General features: G+C 58.6%; 24 protein-coding genes. 11 read left to right on the forward strand and 13 right to left on the reverse strand.

What is annotated here, in order from left to right; all coding sequences use genetic code 11:
• Nucleotides 1-288 precede the first annotated feature (288 nt).
• The 8 genes from ACIOU6_RS17625 to gcl all read right to left on the reverse strand — a co-directional run bounded on the left by ACIOU6_RS17625 (nucleotide 289) and on the right by gcl (nucleotide 9919).
• The gene (locus ACIOU6_RS17625; protein WP_221731939.1) at nucleotides 289-1284 is read right to left on the reverse strand and encodes a sulfate ABC transporter substrate-binding protein; all 996 of its coding nucleotides are present in this window, start codon (nucleotides 1282-1284) and stop codon (nucleotides 289-291) included.
• A gap of 105 nt (nucleotides 1285-1389) precedes the next feature.
• On the reverse strand, nucleotides 1390-2214 hold the full coding sequence (locus ACIOU6_RS17630; protein ID WP_221731938.1) for an ion transporter: 825 nt from the start codon (nucleotides 2212-2214) through the stop codon (nucleotides 1390-1392).
• Nucleotides 2215-2235: 21 nt separating this feature from the next.
• Nucleotides 2236-3150, reverse strand: coding sequence for an urea transporter (locus ACIOU6_RS17635; RefSeq protein WP_221731937.1), 915 nt, complete (start codon nucleotides 3148-3150; stop codon nucleotides 2236-2238).
• Between the two features lie 161 nt (nucleotides 3151-3311).
• The gene (gene pyk / locus ACIOU6_RS17640; protein WP_401138299.1) at nucleotides 3312-4727 is read right to left on the reverse strand and encodes a pyruvate kinase; all 1416 of its coding nucleotides are present in this window, start codon (nucleotides 4725-4727) and stop codon (nucleotides 3312-3314) included.
• Complete coding sequence (locus ACIOU6_RS17645; protein ID WP_401138302.1) at nucleotides 4724-5998, reverse strand: glycerate kinase; 1275 nt, start codon at nucleotides 5996-5998, stop codon at nucleotides 4724-4726. The genes pyk and ACIOU6_RS17645 overlap by 4 nt, the downstream gene beginning before the upstream one ends.
• A gap of 170 nt (nucleotides 5999-6168) precedes the next feature.
• Nucleotides 6169-7062 (reverse strand): 2-hydroxy-3-oxopropionate reductase, encoded by an 894-nt coding sequence (locus ACIOU6_RS17650; protein WP_221731934.1) that lies wholly within the window; start codon nucleotides 7060-7062, stop codon nucleotides 6169-6171.
• Nucleotides 7063-7220: 158 nt separating this feature from the next.
• On the reverse strand, nucleotides 7221-8003 hold the full coding sequence (gene hyi, locus ACIOU6_RS17655) for a hydroxypyruvate isomerase (protein WP_401138304.1): 783 nt from the start codon (nucleotides 8001-8003) through the stop codon (nucleotides 7221-7223).
• Between the two features lie 140 nt (nucleotides 8004-8143).
• Nucleotides 8144-9919: a glyoxylate carboligase gene (gene gcl / locus ACIOU6_RS17660; RefSeq protein WP_401138306.1), complete on the reverse strand. Its 1776-nt coding sequence runs from the start codon at nucleotides 9917-9919 to the stop codon at nucleotides 8144-8146.
• Nucleotides 9920-10187: 268 nt separating this feature from the next.
• Here gcl and ACIOU6_RS17665 point away from each other — a divergent pair, with 268 nt between their 5' ends.
• Nucleotides 10188-10628, forward strand: a complete 441-nt coding sequence (locus ACIOU6_RS17665) for a heme-binding protein (RefSeq protein ID WP_401138309.1) — start codon at nucleotides 10188-10190, stop codon at nucleotides 10626-10628.
• A gap of 211 nt (nucleotides 10629-10839) precedes the next feature.
• Nucleotides 10840-11298: an REP-associated tyrosine transposase gene (locus tag ACIOU6_RS17670; RefSeq protein WP_401138312.1), complete on the forward strand. Its 459-nt coding sequence runs from the start codon at nucleotides 10840-10842 to the stop codon at nucleotides 11296-11298.
• A gap of 128 nt (nucleotides 11299-11426) precedes the next feature.
• On the opposite strand, the gene ACIOU6_RS17675 is transcribed toward ACIOU6_RS17670, so the two are convergent.
• Nucleotides 11427-12032, reverse strand: a complete 606-nt coding sequence (locus ACIOU6_RS17675; RefSeq protein ID WP_221731929.1) for a TetR/AcrR family transcriptional regulator — start codon at nucleotides 12030-12032, stop codon at nucleotides 11427-11429.
• A 135-nt stretch (nucleotides 12033-12167) separates the two neighbouring features.
• Here ACIOU6_RS17675 and ACIOU6_RS17680 point away from each other — a divergent pair, with 135 nt between their 5' ends.
• Entirely contained in the window at nucleotides 12168-13082 is a 915-nt protein-coding gene (locus ACIOU6_RS17680) for a DUF808 domain-containing protein (protein ID WP_401138316.1), read from the forward strand.
• A 129-nt stretch (nucleotides 13083-13211) separates the two neighbouring features.
• Here ACIOU6_RS17680 and ACIOU6_RS17685 read toward each other — a convergent pair whose 3' ends face one another.
• On the reverse strand, nucleotides 13212-14000 hold the full coding sequence (locus tag ACIOU6_RS17685; protein WP_401138319.1) for a VacJ family lipoprotein: 789 nt from the start codon (nucleotides 13998-14000) through the stop codon (nucleotides 13212-13214).
• Nucleotides 13993-15291 carry a serine/threonine protein kinase gene (locus ACIOU6_RS17690; protein ID WP_221731926.1) on the reverse strand — a complete coding sequence of 433 codons (1299 nt, stop codon included), beginning with the start codon at nucleotides 15289-15291 and terminating at the stop codon, nucleotides 13993-13995. The genes ACIOU6_RS17685 and ACIOU6_RS17690 overlap by 8 nt, the downstream gene beginning before the upstream one ends.
• 224 nt (nucleotides 15292-15515) lie before the next feature.
• On the opposite strand from ACIOU6_RS17690, the gene ACIOU6_RS17695 reads away from it, so the two are divergent.
• On the forward strand, nucleotides 15516-15884 hold the full coding sequence (locus tag ACIOU6_RS17695) for a hypothetical protein (protein WP_401138323.1): 369 nt from the start codon (nucleotides 15516-15518) through the stop codon (nucleotides 15882-15884).
• Between the two features lie 107 nt (nucleotides 15885-15991).
• Here the strand turns inward: ACIOU6_RS17695 and ACIOU6_RS17700 are convergent, their stop codons facing one another.
• Nucleotides 15992-17587, reverse strand: coding sequence for a beta (1-6) glucans synthase (locus tag ACIOU6_RS17700; protein WP_401138326.1), 1596 nt, complete (start codon nucleotides 17585-17587; stop codon nucleotides 15992-15994).
• Nucleotides 17588-17873: 286 nt separating this feature from the next.
• On the opposite strand from ACIOU6_RS17700, the gene ACIOU6_RS17705 reads away from it, so the two are divergent.
• From ACIOU6_RS17705 to ACIOU6_RS17715, 3 genes are all read left to right on the forward strand, one after another.
• A complete protein-coding gene (locus tag ACIOU6_RS17705) occupies nucleotides 17874-18725 on the forward strand; it encodes a glycine betaine ABC transporter substrate-binding protein (RefSeq protein WP_221731923.1) in 852 nt (283 codons plus the stop codon).
• A 175-nt stretch (nucleotides 18726-18900) separates the two neighbouring features.
• On the forward strand, nucleotides 18901-19212 hold the full coding sequence (locus ACIOU6_RS17710; RefSeq protein ID WP_221731922.1) for a DUF485 domain-containing protein: 312 nt from the start codon (nucleotides 18901-18903) through the stop codon (nucleotides 19210-19212).
• Nucleotides 19209-20867 (forward strand): cation acetate symporter, encoded by a 1659-nt coding sequence (locus tag ACIOU6_RS17715; protein ID WP_221731921.1) that lies wholly within the window; start codon nucleotides 19209-19211, stop codon nucleotides 20865-20867. The genes ACIOU6_RS17710 and ACIOU6_RS17715 overlap by 4 nt, the downstream gene beginning before the upstream one ends.
• Nucleotides 20868-21070: 203 nt before the next feature.
• Here ACIOU6_RS17715 and gltA read toward each other — a convergent pair whose 3' ends face one another.
• Nucleotides 21071-22360, reverse strand: a complete 1290-nt coding sequence (gltA, locus tag ACIOU6_RS17720) for a citrate synthase (RefSeq protein WP_221732168.1) — start codon at nucleotides 22358-22360, stop codon at nucleotides 21071-21073.
• 362 nt (nucleotides 22361-22722) lie between these two features.
• Between gltA and sdhC the strand changes: the two genes are divergently transcribed.
• From sdhC to ACIOU6_RS17740, 4 genes are read left to right on the forward strand one after another with little or no spacing between them, the layout of a single operon-like run.
• Nucleotides 22723-23097 carry a succinate dehydrogenase, cytochrome b556 subunit gene (gene sdhC / locus ACIOU6_RS17725; RefSeq protein ID WP_015096190.1) on the forward strand — a complete coding sequence of 125 codons (375 nt, stop codon included), beginning with the start codon at nucleotides 22723-22725 and terminating at the stop codon, nucleotides 23095-23097.
• Entirely contained in the window at nucleotides 23091-23459 is a 369-nt protein-coding gene (sdhD, locus tag ACIOU6_RS17730) for a succinate dehydrogenase, hydrophobic membrane anchor protein (protein WP_221732169.1), read from the forward strand. The genes sdhC and sdhD overlap by 7 nt, the downstream gene beginning before the upstream one ends.
• Nucleotides 23460-23462: 3 nt before the next feature.
• Nucleotides 23463-25235 (forward strand): succinate dehydrogenase flavoprotein subunit, encoded by a 1773-nt coding sequence (gene sdhA, locus ACIOU6_RS17735; protein ID WP_221732170.1) that lies wholly within the window; start codon nucleotides 23463-23465, stop codon nucleotides 25233-25235.
• A gap of 11 nt (nucleotides 25236-25246) precedes the next feature.
• Nucleotides 25247-25951, forward strand: a complete 705-nt coding sequence (locus ACIOU6_RS17740; RefSeq protein ID WP_003223007.1) for a succinate dehydrogenase iron-sulfur subunit — start codon at nucleotides 25247-25249, stop codon at nucleotides 25949-25951.
• Nucleotides 25952-26229 lie beyond the last annotated feature (278 nt).

Raw genomic sequence — 26229 nt, forward strand, 5'->3', positions numbered from 1 at the left:
GGGAATGCGGTGAGGCTATGGGACAAACCGTATTGGCAAAAGAAGCCTTAGGTTGATATCAGTTATTCCTTGGAGGAATGAATGACTGCAGTCAGGTGGTCATCACCTCGGTGAACCTTGCGTCCGACCGTTGAGCGTCGATGATACATTCACTTACATCTTCTTCGATAGCGTGCTTACGTTTACCACTGCGCTTTACTGTTCGTCATAGGGGCAATTGTGGTGATTTCAAAATCCCACGAAAAAGGCGATCTGTTGAGATCGCCTTTTCATAGAGCCGCTTAATTATTACTGGCTGTAGATCTGATCAAACACCCCACCATCATTGAAGTGGGTCTTCTGCACGGTGCGCCAGTCACCAAAGGTTTTCTCCACCGACAAGAAGTCGACTTTCGGGAAACGGTCGGTGTATTTGGCCAGCACCGCCGGATCACGCGGACGCAGGTAGTTGGCCGCAGCGATCTCCTGACCTTGCGGCGACCACAGGTATTTCAGGTACTCATCAGCGGCTGCGCGCGAACCTTTCTTGTCGACGACTTTATCGACCACCGACACCGGTGGCTCGGCTTCGGCGGAGACGCTTGGGTAAATCACTTCAAACTGATCACGACCAAACTCGCGAGCGATCATTTCCGCTTCGTTTTCGAAAGTCACCAACACGTCGCCGATCTGGTTGGTCATGAACGTGGTGGTTGCGGCGCGGCCGCCGGTATCCAGCACTGGCGCTTGCTTGAACAGTTTGCCGACGAAGTCTTTGGCCTTGCTCTCGTCACCGCCGTTCTTCAGCACGTAGCCCCAGGCCGAGAGATAGGTGTAGCGGCCGTTACCCGAGGTTTTCGGGTTTGGCACGATCACCTGCACGCCTTCCTTGAGCAGGTCCGGCCAGTCTTTCAAGGCTTTCGGGTTGCCTTTGCGCACAATGAACACGGTGGCGGACGTGAACGGCGCGCTGTTGTTCGGCAGGCGGGTGACCCAGTTCTCCGGCACCAGTTTGCCGTGATCGGCCAGGGCGTTGATGTCGGTGGCCATGTTCATGGTGATGACGTCGGCCGGCAGGCCATCGATCACCGAGCGCGCTTGCTTGCTCGAACCGCCGAAGGACATCTGCACGGTGATGTTTTCGTTGTGCTCGGCTTGCCAGTGTTTCTGGAACGCAGTGTTGTAGTCCTTGTAGAAATCGCGCATCACGTCGTAGGAAACGTTCAGCAGGGTCGGTGCGGCTTGAGCCGCGCTACCGAACGCAAGACCGGCGGCGAGAAGTGAGGCGCCAAAGAGTTTTTTCACTGCGCATTCCTTGTTCTGTGGGGGGTGTTGTGCCAAAGGTGAGGCCACTTGCCACCGACTATAACGGTGCACGCATAGTCGCTTAAAGATTAAAAAGCTCTTTGCTTATTCCAGTTTCTTGAACAACTGATTGCCACAGCGCGAGCAGAAAGCTGCGTCGGGTTCGTGGCTGTTCTTCTTGCACACCGGGCAATCGTGTTGCAGATGTTCGCCGCGCATGGCATTGGCCAATTCGGCGGTGAAAATCCCGGTTGGCACGGCGATGATCGAGTAACCGGTGATCATCACCAGCGACGAAATCACTTGGCCCAGCGGGGTTGTTGGCACGATGTCGCCGAAGCCCACTGTGGTCAGCGTCACGATTGCCCAATAGATGCCTTTGGGAATGCTGGTGAAGCCGTGTTCCGGGCCTTCGATCACGTACATCAGCGTACCGAACACCGTCACCAGCGTGCAGACGCTGACTAGAAACACCACGATCTTCTGCTTGCTGCCGCGCAGCGCCGACATCAGATAGTTGGCTTGCTTGAGGTACGGGCTGAGTTTGAGCACGCGAAAAATCCGCAGCATCCGGATGATGCGGATGATCAGCAGATACTGCGCATCGCTGTAATACAGGGCGAGGATGCCGGGCACGATTGCCAGCAAGTCCACCAGCCCATAAAAACTGAAGGCATAACGCAACGGCTTCGGTGAGCAATACAGGCGCAGGATGTACTCACCGAGAAAGATAATGGTGAAGCCCCACTCGATGTACGCCAGTGCATCGGCATAGTTGCGGTGAACGCTGTCGATGCTGTCGAGCATCACGATCACCAGGCTGGCGAGGATGATCAACAGCAAAATGCCGTCGAAACGCCGCCCAGCCGTGGTGTCGGTCTGGAAAATCACTACGTAAAGCTGATCACGCCAACGCTTGCTGCTGTCCATGTGTAACGCCTGAATCGAAGATCAGCGCAGCCTAGGTTGATTCTCCCCATGAGCGCAAGGCGTGCTGTTGACAGTCGCGTTGCCGAGCATCTGGATGCCAGCGCGGATCAGCCAGCAGGCGAGAATGAATGGCGCGGTCAGCGTGGCCAGACCGACGGCGGTAAACAGGGGTGTCACCAGCAGCGCGAGGACGATGCCGAGCAACGGCAGCCACGGTTGTTGACGTTGTGCGCTGAAGGCGAGTGCGGCGAGTACGGCGTTGTAGCTGCCCAGGCCGAGCAGGGCGGTATTGGTTTCGTGGTGCAGCAGGCTCGAACCGAGGCCAATCGCACTCGCCAGCAGCGCCCAGGCAAAGGCCCGGCGATCAGCCATCAGCAATCCGATGGCGATCAAGGCACCGGCCAGCGGATGACCGAGAAACATCACCTGGCCCAACCCTCTGAACTCGGCGGCGAGCAGGTTCACGTTATTGAGTTCAACAGAAGGCATCGGCATGGACGGCGCCGCGAAAAGAAGCAGCCCCCAACTTATGCCCACGAACGGCGAGGTGTAGGCCGGCATGGATCGGCGGCGGTACACATATTTGAGCCACTGCTGCGTAACCATCGCACTCAACCCGCCGGCGGCGAGAATCAGTGGCGGCAGTATCGGCGACCACGGGAAATAGAGGCTCAGCAGCAGGCCGAGCAACACACCGTTGTAGCTGAACAGCCCGGCCTGGCGATCAGCCTTGGCATAGTTGCGTCGTTGCGCGGTGAGCAATCCGGCCATGGCACCCAGCAGCGCGCCGGCAAACAGCACCGGGGCGGTGAGCAGGATCGCCAGCAGGCACAGCAGGCCGCACAGCGGATGACGCTGGAGGAATATTTGACTGAAACCGTTGAGCAAAGCCTCGGCCCAGTCGGGGCAGTGGGTGTTGAAAGAGTTGGCAGGCATGGCAGTTCTAAAAGTCAAAGGGAGCGAGTCGGTCGAGCGCGACCCCAACTGATCGCCAGCAGGCTGGCTCCCACATTGAATCTTTGTTCAGTCATTGAGTTTGTGGTGCACACAAATCAACTGTGGGAGCCAGCCTGCTGGCGATGAGGCCGGTAGAGACGCTAAATCAACGTCTCAATGCGCAGCGAGTTGGTAGAGCCCGGCTGCCCGAATGGCACGCCGGCAGTGATCAACAGCGTGTCACCTCGCTCGGCCATGCCTTGCGCCTGGGCGATTTCCAGCGCGGTCGAGCACACTTCGTCGACCTGACGCAGACGATCGTTGACCACCGAGTGAATGCCCCACGCCACGCTCAAACGGCGAGCGGTTTGCAGGTTCGGCGTCAGATTGAGGATCGGTGCTTTGGGCCGTTCCCGCGCCGCACGCAACGTCGACGCACCGGACTCGCTGTAATTGACCAGCACGGCCACCGGCAGCACGTTGCTGATGCGTCGGATCGCGCAACTGATGGCATCGGAAACAGTCGCCTCAGCCTTGGGGCGGCTGACGTCGAGTTGCGTCTGATAATCCGGGCCGTTTTCCACCTGACGGATGATCTTGCTCATCATCTGCACGGCTTCCAACGGGTATTCCCCCGACGCAGTTTCCGCCGACAGCATCACCGCATCGGCACCCTCTGCCACGGCGTTGGCGACGTCGGTGACTTCAGCGCGGGTCGGCGTCGCAGAGAAGCGCATCGACTCAAGCATCTGCGTTGCCACCACCACCGGTTTGCCGAGTTCACGGCAGGTGCTGATGATGTTTTTCTGGATCTGCGGCACGCTCTCGGCAGGGACTTCCACGCCCAGGTCACCGCGAGCCACCATGATCGCGTCGCTCAGCTCGGCGATTTCGCGCAGTTGCTCGACGGCCGAAGGCTTCTCGATTTTCGCCATCAGGAAGGCTTTGTCGCCGATCAGCGCGCGGGCTTCGAGGATGTCTTGCGGGCGCTGTACGAACGACAGCGCCACCCAATCCACACCCAACTCCAGACCAAAACTCAAATCGCGGCGATCCTTGGCCGTCAACGGGCTGAGGTCGAGCACCGCTTGCGGCACGTTCACGCCTTTGCGGTCTGACAGCTCGCCGCCATTGAGCACGGTGGTGTCGATCGCATCGTCGTATTTAGTCACCACGCGCAGACGCAGTTTGCCGTCGTCGAGCAGCAGATCCATGCCGGCTTCCAGCGCCTCGATGATTTCCGGATGTGGCAGGTTGACCCGGCGCTCATCGCCCGGCGCGGCATCCAGGTCGAGGCGCAACGCCTGACCGCGATGCAACTGCACCTTGCCCTCGGCGAATTTGCCGACACGCAGTTTTGGCCCTTGCAGGTCCATCAGAATGCCCAGCGGATAGTTGAGCTGGCGCTCGACTTCGCGGATCCACTGATAGCGCTTGGCGTGGTCGGCGTGGTCGCCGTGGCTGAAGTTCAGGCGGAAGATATTCACCCCGGCCTCGACCAGTTCGCGGATGTCTTCGATCCCATCGACAGCAGGCCCGAGGGTGGCGAGGATTTTGACCTTTTTATCAGGCGTCATGATTTAGAGTTCTCGAGAATCAGAATGGCGCGGAAGTCGTTGACGTTGGTGCGGGTCGGTTCGGTGACGATCAGCGCATCGAGCGCCTCGAAATAGCCGTAGCCGTTGTTGTTATCCAGCTCGTCACTGGCGCTCAAGCCCAGGGCGATGGCGCGGGCGTAGCTGTCCGGGGTCATGATTGCGCCAGCGTTGTCTTCCGAGCCGTCGATGCCATCGGTGTCACCGGCCAGCGCGTAGACGCCGGGCAGGCCTTTGAGGCTATCGGTCAGGCTCAGGAGGAATTCGGCGTTGCGCCCGCCACGGCCATTGCCGCGCACGGTCACGGTGGTTTCACCGCCGGAGAGGATCACGCACGGCGCCGCCAGTGGCTGGCCGTGGTTGATGATCTGACGAGCGATGCCGGCGTGGACTTTCGCCACTTCGCGCGATTCACCTTCCAGATCGCCGAGGATCAGCGTACTGAAACCGGCCTGACGGCACTTCACCGCTGCGGCGTCCAGCGATTGCTGAGGACGGGCGATCAACTGGAAATGACTGCGGGCCAGGCTCGGATCACCGGGTTTGACGGTCTCCGATTCAGGGCTTTGCAGCCAGGTGCGTACCGACGCCGGGATCTCGATGCCGTAGCGCTTGATGATCGCCAGCGCTTCAGCCGAGGTGCTGGGGTCGGCCACGGTCGGGCCGGAGGCGATGACCGTGGCGAGGTCACCCGGTACATCGGAAATCGCGTAGGTATAAACCGTGGCGGGCCAACAGGCCTTGCCCAGGCGGCCGCCCTTGATCGCCGAGAGGTGTTTGCGCACACAGTTCATCTCGCCGATGGTCGCGCCGGATTTGAGCAGGGCTTTGTTGATGGATTGCTTGTCAGCGAGGGTGATGCCTTCGGCCGGCAAGGCGAGCAGGGCAGAGCCGCCACCGGAGAGCAGGAAGATCACGCGGTCGTCTTCGCTCAGGTTACTGACCAGATCCAGCACACGCTTGGCCACGGCCAGGCCAGCGGCGTCCGGCACCGGATGCGCAGCTTCGACCACTTCGATTTTTTCGCACGGGGCGCCGTGACCGTAGCGAGTCACTACCAGGCCAGAGACTTCACCCTGCCAGCAGCGTTCGACCACTTGCGCCATGGCGGCGGCGGCTTTGCCGGCGCCGATGACGATGACCCGACCGGTGCGATCGGCAGGCAGATGGGCTTCGAGGACTTGCTGCGGATGGGCCGCGTCAATGGCTGTGGCAAACAGCTCGCGCAGCAGTTGTTGCGGATCGACCGACATGGCGGGCTCCCGGAATTCTTGTTATTGGAGTGGAGCGACAACGGTGCAGCGACCCGGTCCCTGTGGGAGCTGGCTTGCCAGCGATTCAGGCGCTGCGGTCCTTCAGAAAAACCGAGTCGATGCCATCGCGGGCAAGCCCGCTCCCACAGGGAGCGAGCCAGAGGCGCAGATTATTTTTTGTCGCGAATCGAGAAGTTGGCCATGTGTTCCAGGCCCTTGATCAGCGCCGAGTGATCCCAGTTGCTGCCACCGATGGCCGCGCAGGTGCTGAACACTTGCTGGGCATTGGCGGTGTTCGGCAGGTTGATGTTCAGCTCCTTGGCGCCTTGCAGGGCCAGGTTCAGGTCCTTCTGGTGCAGGCTGATGCGGAAGCCTGGATCGAAGGTGCCTTTGATCATGCGCTCGCCGTGCACTTCGAGGATTTTGGAGGACGCGAAGCCGCCCATCAGCGCTTCACGCACCTTGGCTGGATCGGCACCGTTTTTCGAAGCGAACAGCAGGGCTTCTGCCACGGCCTGGATGTTCAGGGCCACGATGATCTGGTTCGCCACTTTCGCGGTCTGACCGTCGCCATTGCCGCCGACCAGCGTGATGTTCTTGCCCATGGCCTGGAACAGCGGCAGTGCGCGTTCGAAAGCATCGGCGTCGCCACCGATCATGATGCTCAGGGTCGCGGCTTTGGCGCCGACTTCACCGCCGGAAACAGGCGCGTCGAGGTACTGCGCGCCTTTTTCATTGATCTTCGCCGCGAACGCTTTGGTAGCGGTTGGCGAGATCGAGCTCATATCGATCACGACTTTGCCTTTGCCGATACCGGCAGCGACGCCGTCAGCGCGGAACAGCACGTCATCGACCTGCGGGGTATCCGGGACCATGACGATGATGAACTCAGCTTCCTGAGCCACTTCGCGCGGATTGGCCAGCGCGACCGCGCCAGCGGCAACCAGGTCGGCAGGCGCGGGGTCGTGGTGCGCCGACAGGAACAGGCTGTGACCGGCTTTCTGCAGGTTCGCCGCCATTGGGTGGCCCATGATGCCGGTGCCGATAAATCCGATTTTAGCCATGAGAAAATCCTCTTGTTTTTGTCTTGCTCAAGCAAATTGGGGGTGTTGCATTGGGTGGGAGCGGGCTTGCTCGCGAATGCGGTGGAACATTCAATATCCGTGTTGACTGAACCACCGCATTCGCGAGCAAGCCCGCTCCCACAGGTTTTGCGTTGTTCTTAAATTGCGTTGTGGGTTTTCAGCCAGCCGAGCCCTGCTTCAGTGGTGGTCAGCGGCTTGTACTCGCAACCCACCCAACCCTGATAACCGATGCGGTCGAGGTGCTCGAACAGGAAGCGGTAGTTGATCTCACCGGTACCTGGCTCGTTGCGCCCCGGGTTGTCCGCGAGCTGCACATGGTTGATCTCGCCCAGGTGCGATTGCAGGGTGCGGGCCAGATCGCCTTCCATGATTTGCATGTGATAGATGTCGTATTGCAGGAACAGATTGGCGCTGCCGACCTGCTCGCGAATCGACAGGGCTTGCGCCGTGTTGTTCAAGTAGAAGCCTGGGATGTCGCGGGTGTTGATCGCTTCCATCACCAGTTTGATACCCGCCGCTTGCAGCTTGTCGGCCGCGTACTTGAGGTTGGCGACGAAGGTTTTTTCCACGGTGGCATCGTCCACGCCTTGCGGACGGATACCGGCCAGGCAGTTGACCTGGGTGTTGCCCAGCACTTGCGCGTAGGCAATCGCCAGGTCGACACCGGCGCGGAATTCTTCGACCCGATCCGGCAGGCACGCGATACCGCGCTCGCCCTTGGCCCAATCACCGGCGGGCAGGTTGAACAGCACTTGGGTCAGACCGTTGGCCTCCAGTGTTGCCTTGATTTCGGCGGAGCTGAAGTCGTACGGAAACAGATATTCCACACCACTGAAACCGGCCTTGGCGGCGGCGTCGAAACGGGCAAGGAAATCCTGTTCGGTGAACAGCATGGACAGGTTGGCTGCGAAACGCGGCATGGTGGTCTCCCGTAAATCTTGTGAAGTTCCCCTCGTGGGAGCGGGCTTGCTCGCCAAAGCGGTGGATCAGCCAACATCATTGTCGGATGTGGAAATGCTTTCGCGGGCAAGCCCGCTCCCACAGGGAGAGCGGTCAACAGTTAATCAAGCAGCGAAATCGCCGTAGGCGCATCGTTGCCGACCAGCGCCAGGTCTTCGAATTCGTTGACGGCGTTGATCTCGGTACCCATGGAGATGTTGGTCACACGCTCCAGAATGATCTCGACGATCACCGGCACCTTGAACTCTTCGATCATCTGTTCGGCCTTGCGCAGGGCAGGGGCGATTTCCGATGGTTCGAACACACGCAGTGCCTTGCAGCCCAGGCCTTCGGCAACCGCGACATGGTCAACCCCGTAACCGTTGAGTTCCGGCGCGTTGAGGTTATCGAAGGACAACTGCACGCAGTAGTCCATTTCGAACCCGCGCTGTGCCTGACGGATCAGACCCAGGTACGAGTTGTTCACCACGACGTGGATGTACGGCAGTTTGAACTGAGCGCCGACCGCCAGTTCTTCGAACATGCACTGGAAGTCATAGTCCCCCGACAGGGCCACGACTTTGCGGTTCGGATCGGCCTTCACTACGCCCAGCGCTGCCGGAATGGTCCAGCCCAACGGGCCTGCCTGACGGCTGTTGATCCTGTGACGCGGCTTGTAGACGTGCAGGAACTGCGCGCCGGCAATTTGCGACAGACCAATGGTGCTGACATAGCAGGTGTCCTTGCCGAACACCTGGTTCATTTCTTCGTAAACGCGCTGTGGCTTGACCGGCACGTTGTCGAAGTGGGTTTTTCGATGCAGGCTGGCCTTGCGCTGCTGGCAGTCTTGCAGCCACGCACTGCGGTTTTTCAGCTTGCCGGCGGCTTGCCATTCACGCGCCACTTCAATGAACACGGTCAGCGCGGCAGCGGCGTCGGATACGATGCCCAGGTCCGGCGTGAACACACGACCGATCTGCGTGCCTTCGATGTCGACGTGAATGAACTTGCGGCCTTCGGTGTAGACATCGACCGAACCGGTGTGACGGTTGGCCCAACGGTTACCGATGCCCAGTACCACGTCGGATTTCAGCATCGTTGCGTTGCCGTAACGGTGCGAAGTCTGCAGACCAACCATGCCGACCATCAACGGGTGATCGTCCGGGATGGTGCCCCAGCCCATCAGGGTCGGGATCACCGGGATACCGGTCAGCTCGGCGAACTCCACCAGCAGTTCGCTGGCGTCGGCGTTGATGATGCCGCCACCGGCCACCAGCAATGGACGCTCGGCCTGATCGAGCAAGGCCAGCGCTTTCTCGACCTGGATGCGGGTCGCGGTCGGCTTGGCCAGCGGCAGTGGCTGGTAAGCGTCGATGTCAAATTCGATTTCAGCCATCTGCACGTCGAACGGCAGGTCGATCAGCACCGGGCCTGGACGGCCGGAACGCATCTCAAAGAAAGCTTTCTGGAACGCGTAAGGCACCTGGCCCGGCTCCAGCACCGTGGTTGCCCACTTGGTGACGGGCTTGACGATGCTGGTGATGTCGACAGCCTGGAAGTCTTCCTTGTGCATACGGGCGCGGGGTGCCTGGCCTGTGATGCAAAGGATGGGAATCGAGTCGGCCGAGGCGCTGTAGAGCCCGGTAACCATGTCGGTACCGGCCGGGCCGGAAGTGCCGATGCACACGCCGATGTTGCCGGCCTTGGTGCGGGTGTAGCCCTCGGCCATGTGCGAGGCGCCTTCAACGTGGCGAGCGAGGACTTGATCGATGCCACCGACTTTCTGCAGGGCGGAGTTCAGCGGGTTGATCGCAGCGCCCGGGATGCCAAAAGCGGTATCAACCCCTTCACGGCGCATCACCAGAACGGCGGCTTCGATTGCTCTCATTTTGCTCATGGTTTTGTGCCTCTTTACGTTTTGTAATTGTATACAAGTGGCTTTGCGCAGAGTGTATTCACGGCGGACGGCGCAGGTCAATCCATTTTCTCAAGCGACTGTTTCATTCGTCGGAAGCCGGTTCTGCTGTGGCTTTTCGTCGCATGTGGCGCTTTTCGAGAATTATTGTATACAAAAAAATAACTCATTGTGTTCTATTTGTCGTATCGGACTGCGGCACAAAACCGCAGCCCCACGACTTTCCCTATAACAAAATGAGGACGGCACCATGAGCGCTTTAACCTTGAAAGTCGCAGTCAACCTGGTCAATGAAGCCATCAGCGCAGGGCGAGGCATCAATGCCGCGCCGCTGACCATCGCGGTACTCGATACCGGCGGCCATCTGGTCGCCGTGCAACGCGAAGACGGCGCCAGCCTGCTTCGCCCACAAATCGCCATCGGCAAAGCCTGGGGCGCCATCGCACTAGGTAAAGGCTCACGCCTGCTGGCGCTGGACGCGCAACAACGCCCGGCTTTCATTGCGGCGCTAAACAGCATGGGCCAGGGCAGCGTGGTGCCGGCACCGGGTGGCGTGTTGATTCGTGATCAGGCGGGTAACGTGCTGGGCGCGATCGGGATCAGCGGCGATCTGTCGGATATTGATGAGCAGGTGGCGATCAAAGCGGTGGAGGCGCTGGATTTGAAGGCGGATGCGGGGGTGGCGGCTTGATCTTTAGCGTCTGATTAACCGCTATCGCGAGGAGGCTCACTCCTACAGGATTTTGTGTCGTTCACAAGTTTTGTATTCAACATTAAAAAACTGTGGGAGCTGGCTTGCCAGCGATGGCGGCGGGACTGACACATCAAGATAAAAGACTGCCTGACTTGATGGGGCACTGCGGTCTAGCCTTTTGATGAACTCATCATGAAGGGGCAACGGATTGCCTGATCTTCCTGCTTCACATCGTCTGCGAGCCGGCCGCTATGCCGAGCCAAATAGAATCTATCTACTGACAACCAATACACTTGATCGAGAACCGATCTTTACCGATTTCGCATTGGGCAGATTGGTTGTTCATCAGTTTCGCCGGGCACAGGATCTTGGGTTGGCAAAATCATTGGCATGGGTTGTCATGCCTGACCACTTTCATTGGCTCGTTGAACTGGGAAACTGTTCACTTCGCAAATTGATGCGAGAGACCAAGTCCCTGATTGCGCGCGAAGTGAATCTTTCCAGTGGTAAAAACGGGCCGCTTTGGCAGCAGGGGTTTCACGACCGGGCACTTCGAAAGGAAGATGATTTGGTGAAAATGGCGCGCTATGTAGTAGCCAACCCATTGCGAGCGGGCTTGGTGGAAAAACTTGGCGACTATCCGTTGTGGGATGCTATCTGGGTTTGATCTAAGACCGAGTTGCCGCCATCGCTGGCAAGCCAGCTCCCACAGGATTCTGTGTTGAACACAGATATGACGAACGACGTAGAACTTTGTGGGAGCTGGCTTGCCAGCGATAGCCGCGCCGCGGTGTTTCAGTCCGGCTCACACCCTTTGAGCACCAACCGAATAATCGTCTGCGCCGCCGCTTCATAATCCGCCTCGTCCAGCTTGTCCTTGCCGGTGACCGCAGAAATCTGCCAGTCGAAGTCGGCGTAGGTCTGGGTGGCAGCCCAGATGCTGAACATCAGATGGTTGGGGTCGATCGGGGCGATCTGGCCGCGGTCGATCCAGGTCTGGATGCAGTTGATGTTGTGCTTGGCCTGGCCGTTGAGTTGCTCGACCAGGTCGGCGCTCAAATGTGGGGCGCCGTGCATGATTTCGCTGGCGAAGACTTTTGAGGCAAAGGGCAGGTCGCGGGAGATACGGATCTTGGAGCGGATGTAGCCGCTCAACACTTCACTCGGCACGCCGTCCGCGTTGAACGGCGTCGACGCCTGCAGGATCGGCACGATGATGCTTTCCAATACCTCGCGGTAGAGGTTTTCCTTGGACTTGAAGTAGTAGTAAACGTTGGGCTTGGGCAATCCCGCCTTGGCGGCGATGTCGCTGGTTTTGGTCGCGGCGAAGCCTTTGTCGGCAAACTCCTCGCTGGCGGCACGCAGGATCAGTTCTTTGTTGCGCTCGCGGATTGTGCTCATAAACCCGGTGGTTCCTTGCCTGTTCTGGCGGTTGCGCATGGTAGCACCGGCCTCGCGCAGCGCTCAAGAATGCCCCGTGTGGTCTGTGGTCGCGTTATGCTTCGCGCCATTGGTACATAAAAGGAAACAGGATTCATGGCAGGAAGCAGTTTGCTGGTGCTGGTCGACGATATCGCCACCGTTCTGGATGACGTGGCGTTGATGAGCAAAGTGGCCGCCAAGAAGACCGCCGGTGTGCTCGGCGACGACCTGGCGCTGAATGCCCAGCAAGTCTGCGGCGTGCGCGCCGAGCGGGAAATTCCCGTGGTTTGGGCGGTGGCCAAGGGCTCGTTTCTCAACAAACTGATTCTGGTGCCGTCGGCGCTGGCGATCAGCGCTTTCGTGCCGTGGCTGGTGACGCCACTGTTGATGGTCGGTGGTGCGTATCTGTGTTTCGAGGGTTTCGAGAAACTCGCGCACACGTTTGTGCACAGCAAGGTGGAAGACGAAGCAGGGCATGCGCAACTGACTGAGGCTGTGGCGGACACGGCGACCGATCTGGTGGCCTACGAAAAGGACAAGATCAAAGGCGCGATCCGCACCGACTTCATTTTGTCGGCGGAAATCATCGCCATCACCCTGGGCACCGTGGCTGACGCCTCGCTGACTCAGCAAGTGATCGTGATGTCCGGCATTGCGATTGTGATGACCGCGGGCGTTTACGGTCTGGTGGCGGGGATCGTCAAACTTGATGATCTTGGTCTCTGGCTGACCCAGAAGCCTGGGCAGGTTGCCAGGAAAGTCGGCAGTGGCATTCTGAGCGCAGCGCCTTACATGATGAAAACGCTGTCGGTGGTTGGCACGGCGGCGATGTTCCTGGTCGGCGGCGGCATCCTGACTCATGGCGTGCCGGTGGTGCATCACTGGATTGAAGGCGTTGGCGCGGCGGCAAGTGGGGTCGGGTTTGTGGTGCCGATGTTGCTCAACGGCGTGGCGGGGATTATTGCCGGGGCGGTGGTGTTGGCCGTCGTATCCGTCGTCGGCAAGCTCTGGAAAGCCATTAAAGGCTGAGCACATTACCCCTGTGGGAGCGGGCTTGCTCGCGAAGAGGGAGTGCCAGTCACCTGTCCATTGACTGAGACGCCGCCTTCGCGAGCAAGCCCGCTGCCACATTTGCCGGATGTGGCTCCAGTAAAAACGTTACTCGGCAATCTGCAGCTTGCGCGACTCGGTGTACACGTAACGCACCTTTTCGTACTCGAACGGTGAGTTCAGTTGGCCGTAGCGGAAACTGGTCTGGTAGCGCTTGTCGACGGCGCGCAGGGCCCAGATCTCCGGATGGTTGGAGCTGACCTCTGAAACGTTTAAGAAGTTGACCGCCGATTCGGCGCCGTAGTCCACGGCGAGACCTGCGGTGTCACGCAGGTTCGATGGGCCGAGGATCGGCAACACAAAATAGGCGCCTCCCGGTACACCATAGAAACCCAGCGTCTGACCGAAGTCTTCGCTCTGGCGTGGCAGGCCCATGGCGGTCGCCGGGTCCCATAGACCGGCGACGCCGATGGTGGTGTTGAACAACAGGCGCGCAGTCGTTTTCATCGAGCGCTCGCCCTTGAACTGCAACAGGCTGTTGATCAGGTTCGGTACGTCGCCGAGGTTGTTGAAAAAGTTGCTCACACCGGTGCGCACGAAGCTCGGCGTGACGTAGCGATAACCGTCGACCACCGGCAAAAATACCCATTGATCGAAACGGTAGTTGAAGTGGTAAACGCGGCGGTTCCACTCCTCCAACGGGTCATACACGCTCAGCGCGTTGAGCGTGGAACGCTCGAATTCGCGCTGGTCCAGCCCCGGGTTGAATTTGAGTTTGGACAGCGGCTCCTTGAAGCCGTCACTGTCGACCACCACCGGTGCATTGGCTTTGCTGTTATCGGCCTGGGCCACGCCTGCACAGAGGAACGCTGCTATCAGCAGGAGATATTTAGCCACGGAAGAACTCCAGCATGGCGTCGCTGTTGACGCGGTAGTTAATGTTGCCGCAATGGCCGCCCAGTGGATAAACGGTCAGGCGATCACCAAAGGTTTTGCGCAGGAAGCCCAAGTCGCCCGGGCCGAGGATCACATCGTCGGCGTTGTGCATCACGGCGATTTTCGGGCTGTCGTGCAGGTAATCCTTGAGCGCATACAGGCTGACCTGATCAATCAGTTGCAGCAGACTGCCGCCGTCGGTGCGGGCGCGCCACATCGGGATCACCTGTTCGGTCAGGTAACAGTCGAAGTCGCATTGCAGCGCACGCTTGAGGAACGGTGTGAGGCTGGTGCCTTCGGTGATCGGGAATTTCGGCGGGGTGATCAGGCCGCGACGGTTGATCAGGTCCGAAGTGAAGGCAATATCGGCGGCCGAGAAGCGGAACGAGGTACCGATCAGCATCGCCATCTGTTCGTTGGACAGGTGCTGTTTGGATTGCTGGAAGTCGTAGAGCAGGGCGTCGTTGAGGTCGATATAGCCTTTTTGCTGGAAGTAGCGGGTCAACTTGCTCAGCACCAACTCATAGAACGTTGTGCTGTTGTTGATGCCTTTGACTTCGGTCTGTACCAGCCTGTCGAGGTTGGTGATCGAGGTGTAAAGGTTGACCGGCGGATTGAGCAGCAGGACTTTCTTGAAATTGAAGCTGCGGCGGGTTTCGTCCAGATGCGCGACGAACGCCGCATCAAGCGCACCGAGGCTGTAGCCGGTGAGGTAGTAATCGGTGACTGGCAGTTTCGGGTTTTGCGCCCGCACGGCCTGCATCACACGGTACATGTCCTCGGCGTCTTCCTTGGTCACGCCCGGTGTGGCGAAGCGCGACGCGGCGCTGATGAAGTCGAAACTGGTCGGTGAGGACAGCTGCACGACGTGATAGCCGGCCTTGTAATAGAGTTTTTTCAGGTATTCGTTGAGCGTGCTGTCATAACGCGCACCGGTGCCGGCAATCAGGAAGATCAGCGGTGCTGGCTTGTCCTGGGTGGCGATACGGTAAGTAAGTTTTTTTACCGCCCAGAAATTGTCCGGCAGAATGAATGCCCGCTCCGGGCGCAAGGTGACGCTGCGGTCGGACTGATTGATGTCGTCGTCCAGTGGCAGTTCCGGGCGCAAGTCCGGCGGCGTGGTGGCGATGGTCGCCTCGAACGGGTTGGTCAGGGGGTAGCCATAACTGGCGGCGTCGATATCCGCCGCCAGTGCGGACGCACTCAAGATAAGGCCGCTGAACAGCGCGGCGAAGCGCAAGGAACGGAGCATGACTGGATCCCTTAGAGGAAGGTGCCGAATGAGGTTCGCAGGCTATGACCACCGGGGTTGCGCCAAAGTGCCATGCCGCGGCACCAAACAGGCAGAATTCGGAGTAATAGTAGCCGGACGATACACTTTGCACCGCCCGGATGAATAGTTAACTGTTGTTAGCGCTTGCGTATGCCGGGCGGCGGATTAAGCTGGCGGCCGATTTCTGTCGATTGGAGTAATTCATGTCCCGCCGCTTGCCCGTGATGCTGTTGCTCGTTCTGCTGCCGTTATGGCTCGCCGCCAGCTATGGCGCGCGATACGGCTTCATGGAGGATGGCAAATGGGTGGGCATCTGCGTTGATGAGGCCAGTCGCTGGGAGTGCCAGATTCGCTCCAGTCTGGGGCTGATGATTCACTTCAAGGTGTTGGGCTGGGCGGCGTTGGGTGCGGCATTGATCGGGTTCGTGTTGCCGGGTCGGGCAGGCTGGTGGCTGGCGGTGCTGGCGTTGGTGTTCGGGCTGCCGGCGCTGGCGCTGTACAACACAACGTTGGCGGTGTTTGCACTGGTGATTGCCGGGTTGCGCCTGGTCCGGCAATCTCGCGGAATCTGACAATCAGTCATCGCGGGCGAGCTCGCTTCCACAGCGAATTGTGTGCATTCAAGTCCAAATGTGGGAGCGGGCTTGCTCGCGAAGGGGGGCGGCGCAAACGCTGAAGATCAGCGGGTGCGAACCCGCAAGCATCGCCACAATGCCGCCACCATCAACCCGCTGACCAGTGCCCAGCCCAAGGCCTGTTGGTTCTGCAATCCTTCCTCGAACAACTGCGGTGCGATTCCGGCCCCGATGATAAAGGTCAGCAAAGCAATCTCCCGACGCGGCACGCTCACCGGTCGGCACAGGTACACCAGCGCGGGCAGAATGAACGCCGCACTGGCAAAGCTGCGATAGCGCGCATCGAACACCATTTCCAGCATCATCACCGCGGCTGCAAACCCCGCCGCGGCCACCAGCCAGCCGGCACGACGCTCCAGCAGATTGAAGGCGCGTTCACGCCAACCCGTGCGAGCGCTCAAGGTTAGCGCCGCATGCGCCAGCACCAACAGATTCAACGCTGTCAGCAACCCGACCCACAGCCATTCACTGGCAAATCGTGTGGTCACCCTTGCCAGATCGCCCCAAGCACCAATCGAGCAAGCGGCGAGGGCGCCCAATAACGGCAGCACCAGTGCCGAGCGTGTCGTGCGGACGCGACCACCAAGCATCAGCGTCCCCAGGAAAATCAAACCACCGACCGCCAGCCACTGCGACCAGTACGGCACATTCGTCACCGGCCCGGCGAGTACACCCTTGTCCTGACGATCGGCATCGAACAATCCCCAGTACCCGCCCACTGCGCCTTCGCTGCCACGTTTCCATGGCTGGTCAAACGCTTCGATCAGGTTGTAATGCCAGCCTTCCTTCTCGGCCATCGCGACAAACCCGCGGATGAACTTGGCTTCATTAACACGGCTGGGCAGGGCGGTCTCGCGCTGGCGGCCCTCACTCGGCCAGCCGGTTTCGCCAATCATCACATCTTTGGGGGCGAATTTATTGCCGAACACCTGACGTACATCCGCCACATGTCGCAGTGCAACGTCGATGCTCGAGGGTTCGTCCTCCCAGTACGGCAGCAGGTGAATGGTCAGGAAATCCACCTCTGGCGCGATTTCCGGATGCTTGAGCCAGAACTCCCAGACATCGGCATAAGTGACCGGTTGTTTGACCTGACGTTTGACTTTTTTGATCAACTTGGCCAGTTGCGCACCAGTGACTTCTTTACGCAGCAACGCTTCGTTGCCGACGATCACCGCGCTGACCACGTCCGGGTTGGCGTTGGCGGAAGCAATCAGCAGGTCGACTTCCTTCTCGGTGTCCACCGGATTGCTGTTGACCCAGGCGCCGATCATCAATTTCAGGCCATGTTTGCGCGCCAGGTCCGGGAGTGCCTCGAGCCCTGTCATGGAATAGGTGCGGATGCATTGAAACCGCGTCGCCAGCAGCGCAAGGTCGGCGTCCATGCGCTCCGGGCGCAGCTTGAACGGCACGTCGAACGGCGACTGGTCTTTGTCGAACGGGGTGTAGGACGCGCATTGCAGCTTGTGCGTCGGGGTGGCGGCATCCGGCAGGATCACCGATTTACCGAGGCCGTACCAGAAGCCGCACAGTGCAAACAGCCCCAGCAGGCAGGCGAAAAGATAGGGGAGAAAAGGAAAACGGGACGTCGCGGACATGGTCGGGCCGTGTGGCTGCAAAGCGACGCATGTTACCTGCATTTATAGGGGGGTGGTGGCGCCCTTGGTTTTGACATGCAAAGTTCGGGCGGATTGTCTGGTGTCATTTATAGAGAGAAGGTTAATGGCCTTCTGATGTCGTTTCTCGTTGCCTTGAGGTCGCTGACAGAGCAGGTCGTCGAAGGCGTGGGGTTGATGATCAAAAGCGTCAGTGCTCCGCTGATGTTCGAACGAGTTTGCGGTCAGGCGTGATGGGGGCGCTGTGCACCATAACAATACGTTGACGATGCCCGGCATCCGTCGGGCGCAGCATTTCGGGGAAGTAACGATGAAGATGCGACGACTTTTAGGCGCAGGTGCCGCTCTGGTGCTTGCGATGAGTTCCACATTTGCCAGTGCTGAAAAACAGACCCTGAACATCGGTTACGTTGACGGCTGGTCCGACAGCGTCGCGACCACTCATGTAGCCGCCGAAGTGATCAAGCAGAAACTCGGCTACGACGTAAAACTGCAAGCCGTCGCCACCGGGATCATGTGGCAGGGCGTTGCCACCGGCAAACTCGACGCCATGCTCTCGGCTTGGCTGCCGGTGACCCACGGCGAATACTGGGCAAAAAACAAGGATCTGGTCGTCGATTACGGCCCGAACTTCAAGGATGCGAAAATCGGCCTGATCGTGCCGGAGTATGTGAAAGCCAAGTCGATCGAAGATTTGAAAACCGATGACAGCTTCAAAAATCGTATCGTCGGCATCGACGCCGGTTCAGGCGTGATGCTCAAGACCGATCAGGCCATCAAGGATTACGGCCTGGACCAATACAGTCTCAAAGCCAGTTCCGGCGCCGGCATGATCGCCGAGCTGACCCGTGCCGAGAAGAAAAAAGAATCCATCGCCGTCACCGGTTGGGTCCCGCACTGGATGTTCGCCAAGTGGAAACTGCGCTTCCTCGATGACCCGAAAGGCGTATATGGCGCAGCTGAAACCGTGAACAGCATCGGCAGCAAAGAGCTGGATGCCAAGGCGCCGGAAGTGGTCAAGTTCCTGAAGAACTTCCAGTGGGCGTCGAAAGACGAAATCGGCGAGGTCATGCTGGCGATTCAGGATGGCGCCAAGCCTGAAGCTGCCGCCAAGGATTGGGTGGCCAAACACCCGGATCGCGTTGCTGAATGGACTAAATAAATACTTCACCGTCTAACCCTGTGGGAGCGGGCTTGCTCCCACAGTTATTTTGTGTGTACCGGAAATTGGCAAATACGTCATGGCGTTCTACTACTAAGGTCGTCTGGAACCTGGCTCGCAGCCGCATACAGTGAGTATTGTTCCAACAATAATCTGTGCTGCGAGGATAAAAACAATGAACGACAGCATTTACCTCTCGATTCAAAACAGTCCCCGATTCAAGGAGCTGGTGCAGAAAAGGGAAAAGTTCGCCTGGATACTCTCGGCGATCATGCTCGGGCTTTACTCCGGATTCATTCTTCTGATCGCCTATGCGCCGCAAGTGCTCGGGGCGAAACTCAGTCCTGAATCTTCGATTACCTGGGGCATCCCGATTGGTGTCGGCCTGATTGTCTCGGCCTTCATCCTGACCGCTATCTACGTGCGCCGCGCCAATGGCGAGTTTGACGACCTGAACAATGCGATTCTCAAGGAGGCTCAGCAATGATCCGGCGTTTACTGGCTCTTCTGAGCATCGCAGCGTTCGCTCCGGCAGTCTGGGCCGCTGAAGCCCTGACCGGCGAAGTCCACAAACAACCGCTCAACGTTTCTGCAATCGCCATGTTCGTGGTGTTCGTCGGCGCGACTTTGTGCATCACCTACTGGGCGTCCAAGCGCAATAATTCGGCGGCTGACTACTACGCGGCGGGCGGCAAGATCACTGGTTTCCAGAACGGTCTGGCAATTGCCGGTGACTACATGTCGGCCGCGTCCTTCCTGGGGATTTCCGCGCTGGTGTTCTCGTCCGGCTACGACGGGTTGATCTACTCGATCGGCTTTCTGGTGGGCTGGCCGATCATTCTGTTCCTGATCGCCGAGCGTCTGCGTAACCTGGGTAAGTACACCTTTGCCGATGTGGCGTCCTATCGCCTCGGGCAAACCCAGATTCGCACCCTGTCTGCCTGTGGTTCGCTGGTGGTGGTGGCGTTCTACCTGATCGCGCAAATGGTCGGTGCCGGCAAGCTGATCCAGCTGCTGTTCGGTCTCGATTACTACGTTGCGGTGATTCTGGTCGGTATCCTGATGTGCATGTATGTGCTGTTCGGCGGCATGCTGGCGACCACTTGGGTGCAGATCATCAAGGCTGTGCTGTTGCTGTCCGGTGCTACTTTCATGGCGCTGATGGTCATGAAGCACGTCAACTTCGACTTCAACATGCTGTTCTCCGAGGCAATCAAGGTTCACCCCAAAGGTGAAGCGATCATGAGCCCTGGCGGCCTGGTGAAAGATCCGGTCTCGGCGTTCTCTCTCGCTTTGGCGCTGATGTTTGGTACCGCAGGCCTGCCGCACATTCTGATGCGTTTCTTCACCGTGAGTGACGCCAAGGAAGCGCGTAAGAGCGTGCTGTATGCGACCGGTTTCATTGGTTACTTCTACATCCTGACCTTCATCATCGGCTTCGGCGCGATTCTGCTGGTCAGCACCAACCCAGCTTTCAAAGATGCGGCGGGCGCTTTGCTCGGCGGCAACAACATGGCGGCGGTGCACCTGGCTAACGCGGTGGGCGGCAGTGTTTTCCTTGGCTTCATCTCGGCAGTAGCGTTTGCGACCATTCTGGCGGTTGTGGCGGGTCTGACCCTGGCCGGCGCTTCGGCGGTGTCGCATGACCTGTATGCCAGCGTGATCAAGAAGGGCAAGGCTAACGACAAGGACGAGATCCGCGTTTCGAAGATCACCACCATCGCACTGGGTATTCTGGCCATCGGCCTGGGCATCTTGTTCGAAAGCCAGAACATCGCGTTCATGGTTGGCTTGGCGTTCTCCATCGCGGCGAGCTGCAACTTCCCGGTCCTGCTGCTTTCGATGTACTGGAAGAAGCTGACCACTCGCGGCGCGATGATCGGCGGCTGGCTGGGGCTGTTGAGTGCGGTAGGCCTGATGGTGCTTGGTCCGACCATTTGGGTGCAAATCCTGCATCACGAGAAGGCGATCTTCCCGTACGAGTACCCGGCGCTGTTCTCGATGGTCATTGCTTTCGTCGGTATCTGGTTCTTCTCGATCACCGACAAGTCGGCTGCGGCGGATAACGAGCGGGCGCTGTTCTTCCCGCAGTTTGTGCGTTCGCAGACGGGGTTGGGGGCGAGTGGGGCGGTTTCGCACTGATCGCTTGATGGTTGTATAGGTTGTGCTGAATGCCCCGGTTGAGAGATCGGGGCATTTTTTGTGGGCGTGTTGTTTGTTGATGGTGTGTTTATATCCGTTACCGCGGCAACGGATATGCCCCCCAAACCCCAGACAGACAAAAACGGCCTCTATATAAGAGGCCGTTCCCGGTGCAACTTCAAGACGTTATCGCAAGACAAGTCTTATTTTCGGTCTTCCAGCTTGGTGATGTCACGCGACTCGTAGCCGGTGTACAACTGGCGCGGACGGCCAATCTTGTACGGGCTGGAGAGCATTTCTTTCCAGTGGGAGATCCAGCCGACAGTCCGCGCCAAAGCGAAGATCACGGTGAACATGCTGGTCGGAATGCCGATCGCCTTGAGGATGATCCCCGAGTAGAAGTCGACGTTCGGGTACAGAGAGCGTTCGATGAAGTACGGATCGGTCAGGGCGATCTCTTCCAGGCGCATGGCCAGTTCGAGTTGCGGATCGTTGGTGATGCCCAGTTCTTTCAGCACTTCGTCGCAGGTCTGCTTCATGACTGTTGCGCGTGGGTCGCGGTTTTTGTAAACCCGGTGACCGAAGCCCATCAGTTTGAACGGGTCGTTCTTGTCCTTGGCCTTGGCGATAAATTTGTCGATGTTGGAAACATCGCCAATCTCGTCAAGCATGGTCAGAACGGCTTCGTTCGCACCGCCGTGAGCAGGGCCCCACAGTGCGGCGATACCGGCGGCGATACAGGCGAACGGGTTGGCACCCGAAGAGCCTGCCAGGCGTACGGTGGAAGTCGATGCGTTCTGCTCGTGGTCGGCATGGAGGATGAAGATCTTGTCCATGGCGTTGGCGAGTACCGGGCTGATCGGTTTGATCTCGCACGGGGTGTTGAACATCATGTGCAGGAAGTTTTCCGCGTACGTCAGGTCGTTGCGCGGGTACATCATGGGCTGGCCCATGGAGTACTTGTAAACCATCGCTGCCAGGGTCGGCATTTTCGCAACCAGACGGATCGCGGAAATTTCGCGATGCTGCGGGTTATTGATGTCCAGGGAGTCGTGGTAGAAGGCCGAGAGGGCGCCAACTACACCGCACATGACGGCCATCGGGTGGGCGTCGCGACGGAAGCCGTTGAAGAAGGTTTTCAGCTGCTCGTGAACCATGGTGTGGTTTTTCACGGTGCTGACGAACTGGGCTTTCTGTTCTGTCGTCGGCAGTTCGCCATTGAGCAGCAGATAGCAGGTTTCGAGGTAGTCTGACTTTGCAGCCAGCTGTTCGATCGGGTAGCCGCGGTGCAACAGAATGCCGTTGTCGCCGTCGATATAGGTAATCTTCGATTCGCACGAGGCGGTCGACATGAAACCCGGGTCGAAAGTGAAGCGGCCCGTGGCCGTCAGGCCCCGAACATCAATAACATCGGGACCAACGGTGCCGGTTAAAATGGGCAGCTCGACGGGGGCTGCGCCCTCGATGATCAACTGCGCTTTTTTGTCAGCCATGTGGCCTCCTATTTATGCTTGAACCATCAGACAGACCCCCCACGCAGGGCCCGCACCACTATAGTGAGATAAATTTGAATGTCAATTTGCCTAAAGTCTTGCTCCAGAAGGCTTTAAGCGCACTTTTTCCTCGAAATTGACTGCCGTTTACGCCTTTTATGCGACTTGTGCAATCAGCTATTGGGGGTAGGTGATTGCGTTGTCATTAGTAGCCTAACTGTCTATACTCGGCCACCGACCGCCAAGGGCTTTTGGGCCTGCTTTATTGGGGGTCGCATCCCTGGGTGGTGGTTACCTGACCAGTGCACTCCCCAACAACTTTGCCCTGATTGTTAGGGGCTCTTCAGTGTGAAAAAAAAGCCGTGAAAAGCCAACGACCTGTAAACCTAGACCTAAGGACCATCAAACTCCCCATCACCGGCGTTACGTCGTTTCTTCACCGTGTTTCCGGCATCATTCTCTTCCTGGGCCTCGGCTTCATGCTTTATGCATTGGGCAAATCCCTGGGTTCCGAGGAAGGTTTCGCCGAGGTGAAGGCATGCTTGACCAGCCCGCTGGCCAAGTTCGTAGCATGGGGTCTGCTCTCCGCTCTTCTGTATCACCTGGTAGCCGGTGTGCGCCACTTGATTATGGATATGGGCATCGGTGAGACGCTGGAAGGCGGCCGCCTGGGCTCGAAAATTATCATCGCGGTTTCCGTGGTGTTGATCGTTCTGGCAGGAGTTTGGATATGGTAACCAGCGTTACGAACCTTTCGCGTTCGGGCCTCTATGACTGGATGGCGCAACGTGTGTCTGCGGTTGTTCTCGCGGCTTATTTCATTTTCCTGATCGGCTATCTCGCAGTGAACCCGGGCATTGGCTTCGACCAATGGCACGGCCTGTTCAGCCACAACGGGATGCGTATCTTCAGTCTGCTGGCACTGGTGGCTCTGGGCGCTCACGCCTGGGTCGGCATGTGGACCATCGCGACCGACTACCTGACGCCGATGGCGCTCGGCAAGTCCGCGACTGCAGTACGTTTCCTTTTCCAGGCAGTATGCGGCGTTGCAATGTTCGCCTACTTCGTCTGGGGTGTGCAGATTCTCTGGGGTATCTGATTCATGGCTAACATTCCAACGATTTCTTTCGACGCTATCATTATTGGTGGTGGCGGTGCCGGCATGCGCGCTGCGCTGCAACTGGCGCAGGGTGGTCACAAGACTGCCGTGATCACCAAGGTTTTCCCGACCCGTTCGCACACTGTATCCGCCCAGGGCGGCATCACCTGCGCGATCGCGTCCGCCGACCCGAACGATGACTGGCGCTGGCACATGTACGATACCGTCAAGGGCTCCGACTACATCGGTGACCAGGACGCTATCGAATACATGTGTCAGGAAGGCCCGGCCGCGGTTTTCGAGCTGGACCACATGGGTCTGCCGTTCTCGCGTACTGAACAAGGCCGTATCTATCAGCGTCCGTTCGGCGGTCAGTCCAAGGACTACGGTAAGGGCGGTCAGGCTGCACGCACTTGCGCAGCCTCCGACCGTACTGGCCACGCGCTGCTGCACACCCTTTATCAGGGCAACCTGAAAGCCGGTACCACGTTCCTGAACGAGTACTACGCTGTCGATCTGGTGAAAAACCAGGAAGGCGATTTCGTCGGTGTGATCGCAATCTGCATCGAAACTGGCGAAACCTCCTACATTCGCGCCAAAGCCACCGTGTTGGCGACCGGCGGTGCAGGCCGTATCTACGCTTCCACCACCAACGCCCTGATCAACACCGGTGACGGCGTCGGCATGGCTCTGCGTGCTGGTGTACCGGTACAAGACATCGAAATGTGGCAGTTCCACCCGACCGGGATCGCCGGCGCCGGTGTACTGGTTACAGAAGGTTGCCGTGGTGAAGGTGGTTACCTGATCAACAAGCACGGCGAGCGTTTCATGGAGCGTTATGCTCCGAACGCCAAAGACCTTGCCGGTCGTGACGTGGTTGCTCGCTCGATGGTTAAAGAAATCATCGCCGGCAACGGTTGCGGTCCGAATGGCGACCACGTGATGCTCAAACTCGACCACTTGGGCGAGGAAGTGCTGCACAGCCGTCTGCCAGGCATTTGCGAGCTGTCGAAGACTTTCGCGCACGTTGATCCGGTTGTTGCTCCAGTTCCGGTTGTGCCAACTTGCCACTATATGATGGGCGGCGTTCCTACCAACATTCATGGCCAGGCGATCACCCAGAACGACGAAGGCGTGGATCAGGTCATTCCTGGTCTGTTCGCGGTCGGTGAAGTGGCTTGTGTATCGGTTCATGGTGCCAACCGTCTGGGCGGCAACTCGCTGCTCGATCTGGTGGTATTCGGTCGCGCTGCCGGCCTGCACCTCGAGAAGGCGCTGACCGATGGCATCGAATACGACGACGCTACCGAAGCCGATATCGAAGCGGCCCTGTCGCGCCTGAACTCACTGAACAGCCGTACTGATGGCGAAGACGTGGCAACCCTGCGTCGCGAGCTGCAAAGCTGCATGCAGAACTACTTCGGTGTATTCCGTACTGGCGAATACATGCAGAAAGGTATTGCTCAACTGGCCGACCTGCGTAAGCGTATTGCTAACGTGAAGATCAACGATAAGTCGCAGGCGTTCAACACTGCGCGTATCGAAGCGCTGGAACTGCAAAACCTGCTGGAAGTGGCTGAAGCAACTGCCATCGCTGCCGAAGTTCGTAAAGAGTCCCGCGGTGCGCACGCCCGTGAAGACTTCGAAGATCGTGACGACGAAAACTGGCTGTGCCACACCCTGTACTTCCCGGGTGACAAGCGCGTCACCAAGCGTGCCGTTAACTTCTCGCCGAAGACTGTTCCGACTTTCGAACCTAAAGTCCGGACTTATTAAGGGTGACCGCCATGTTGCAAGTCAGTGTTTATCGCTACAACCCTGATCAGGACGCCGCGCCGTTCATGCAGGAATTCCAGGTCGATACCGGTGGTAAAGACCTGATGGTGCTGGACGTGCTGGCCCTGATCAAAGAGCAGGACGAGGGTTTCTCCTATCGTCGCTCCTGCCGTGAAGGCGTCTGTGGCTCCGACGGCATGAACATCAACGGCAAAAACGGTCTGGCGTGCATCACGCCGCTGTCCGCCGTTGTGAAGGGTAACAAGTTGATTGTTCGTCCGTTGCCAGGTTTACCGGTTATCCGTGACTTGGTCGTCGATATGAGCATCTTCTACAAGCAATACGAGAAGGTGAAGCCTTACCTGCAGAACGACACGCCGGCTCCGGCCATCGAGCGTCTGCAGTCGCCAGAAGAGCGTGAAAAGCTTGACGGTCTGTACGAGTGCATCCTGTGCGCTTGCTGCTCGACCTCTTGCCCGTCCTTCTGGTGGAACCCGGACAAGTTCCTGGGTCCTGCTGCTCTGCTGCAAGCCTACCGCTTCCTGGCAGACAGCCGTGACACCAAGACCAGCGAGCGTCTGGCTTCGCTCGATGACCCGTTCAGCGTATTCCGCTGCCGGGGCATCATGAACTGCGTCAACGTATGTCCCAAAGGCCTGAACCCGACTAAGGCCATCGGTCACATCCGTAACATGCTGCTTTCTAGCGGCGTGTGATTCAGCTGCTGTAACCGCTGCACCGTAGAGGCTGTGGCGCGGGCTTCAACCCGCGTCATGGCTATAACCAGAGCAGCAGCCATAAGCTGCGGCTCTTATTTTGAAGAAATGAGACAAGCAGGGGCATCCGGGCTGGTACCCGGACTATCAGCGTGATCCTAAGTGGCTTGTTTTGGTCGCTGCATTCGGACTTCTGCAAGTTTGCTCGGTATTGACGCCGATGGTGTTCCCCTAACCGAGGGTGACCAAGCATGCAAGAAAGCGTGATGCAGCGCATG

The sequence above is a fragment of the Pseudomonas sp. NPDC087615 genome, assembly GCF_044743445.1.
Taxonomy (GTDB): Bacteria; Pseudomonadota; Gammaproteobacteria; order Pseudomonadales; family Pseudomonadaceae; genus Aquipseudomonas; species Aquipseudomonas baetica_A.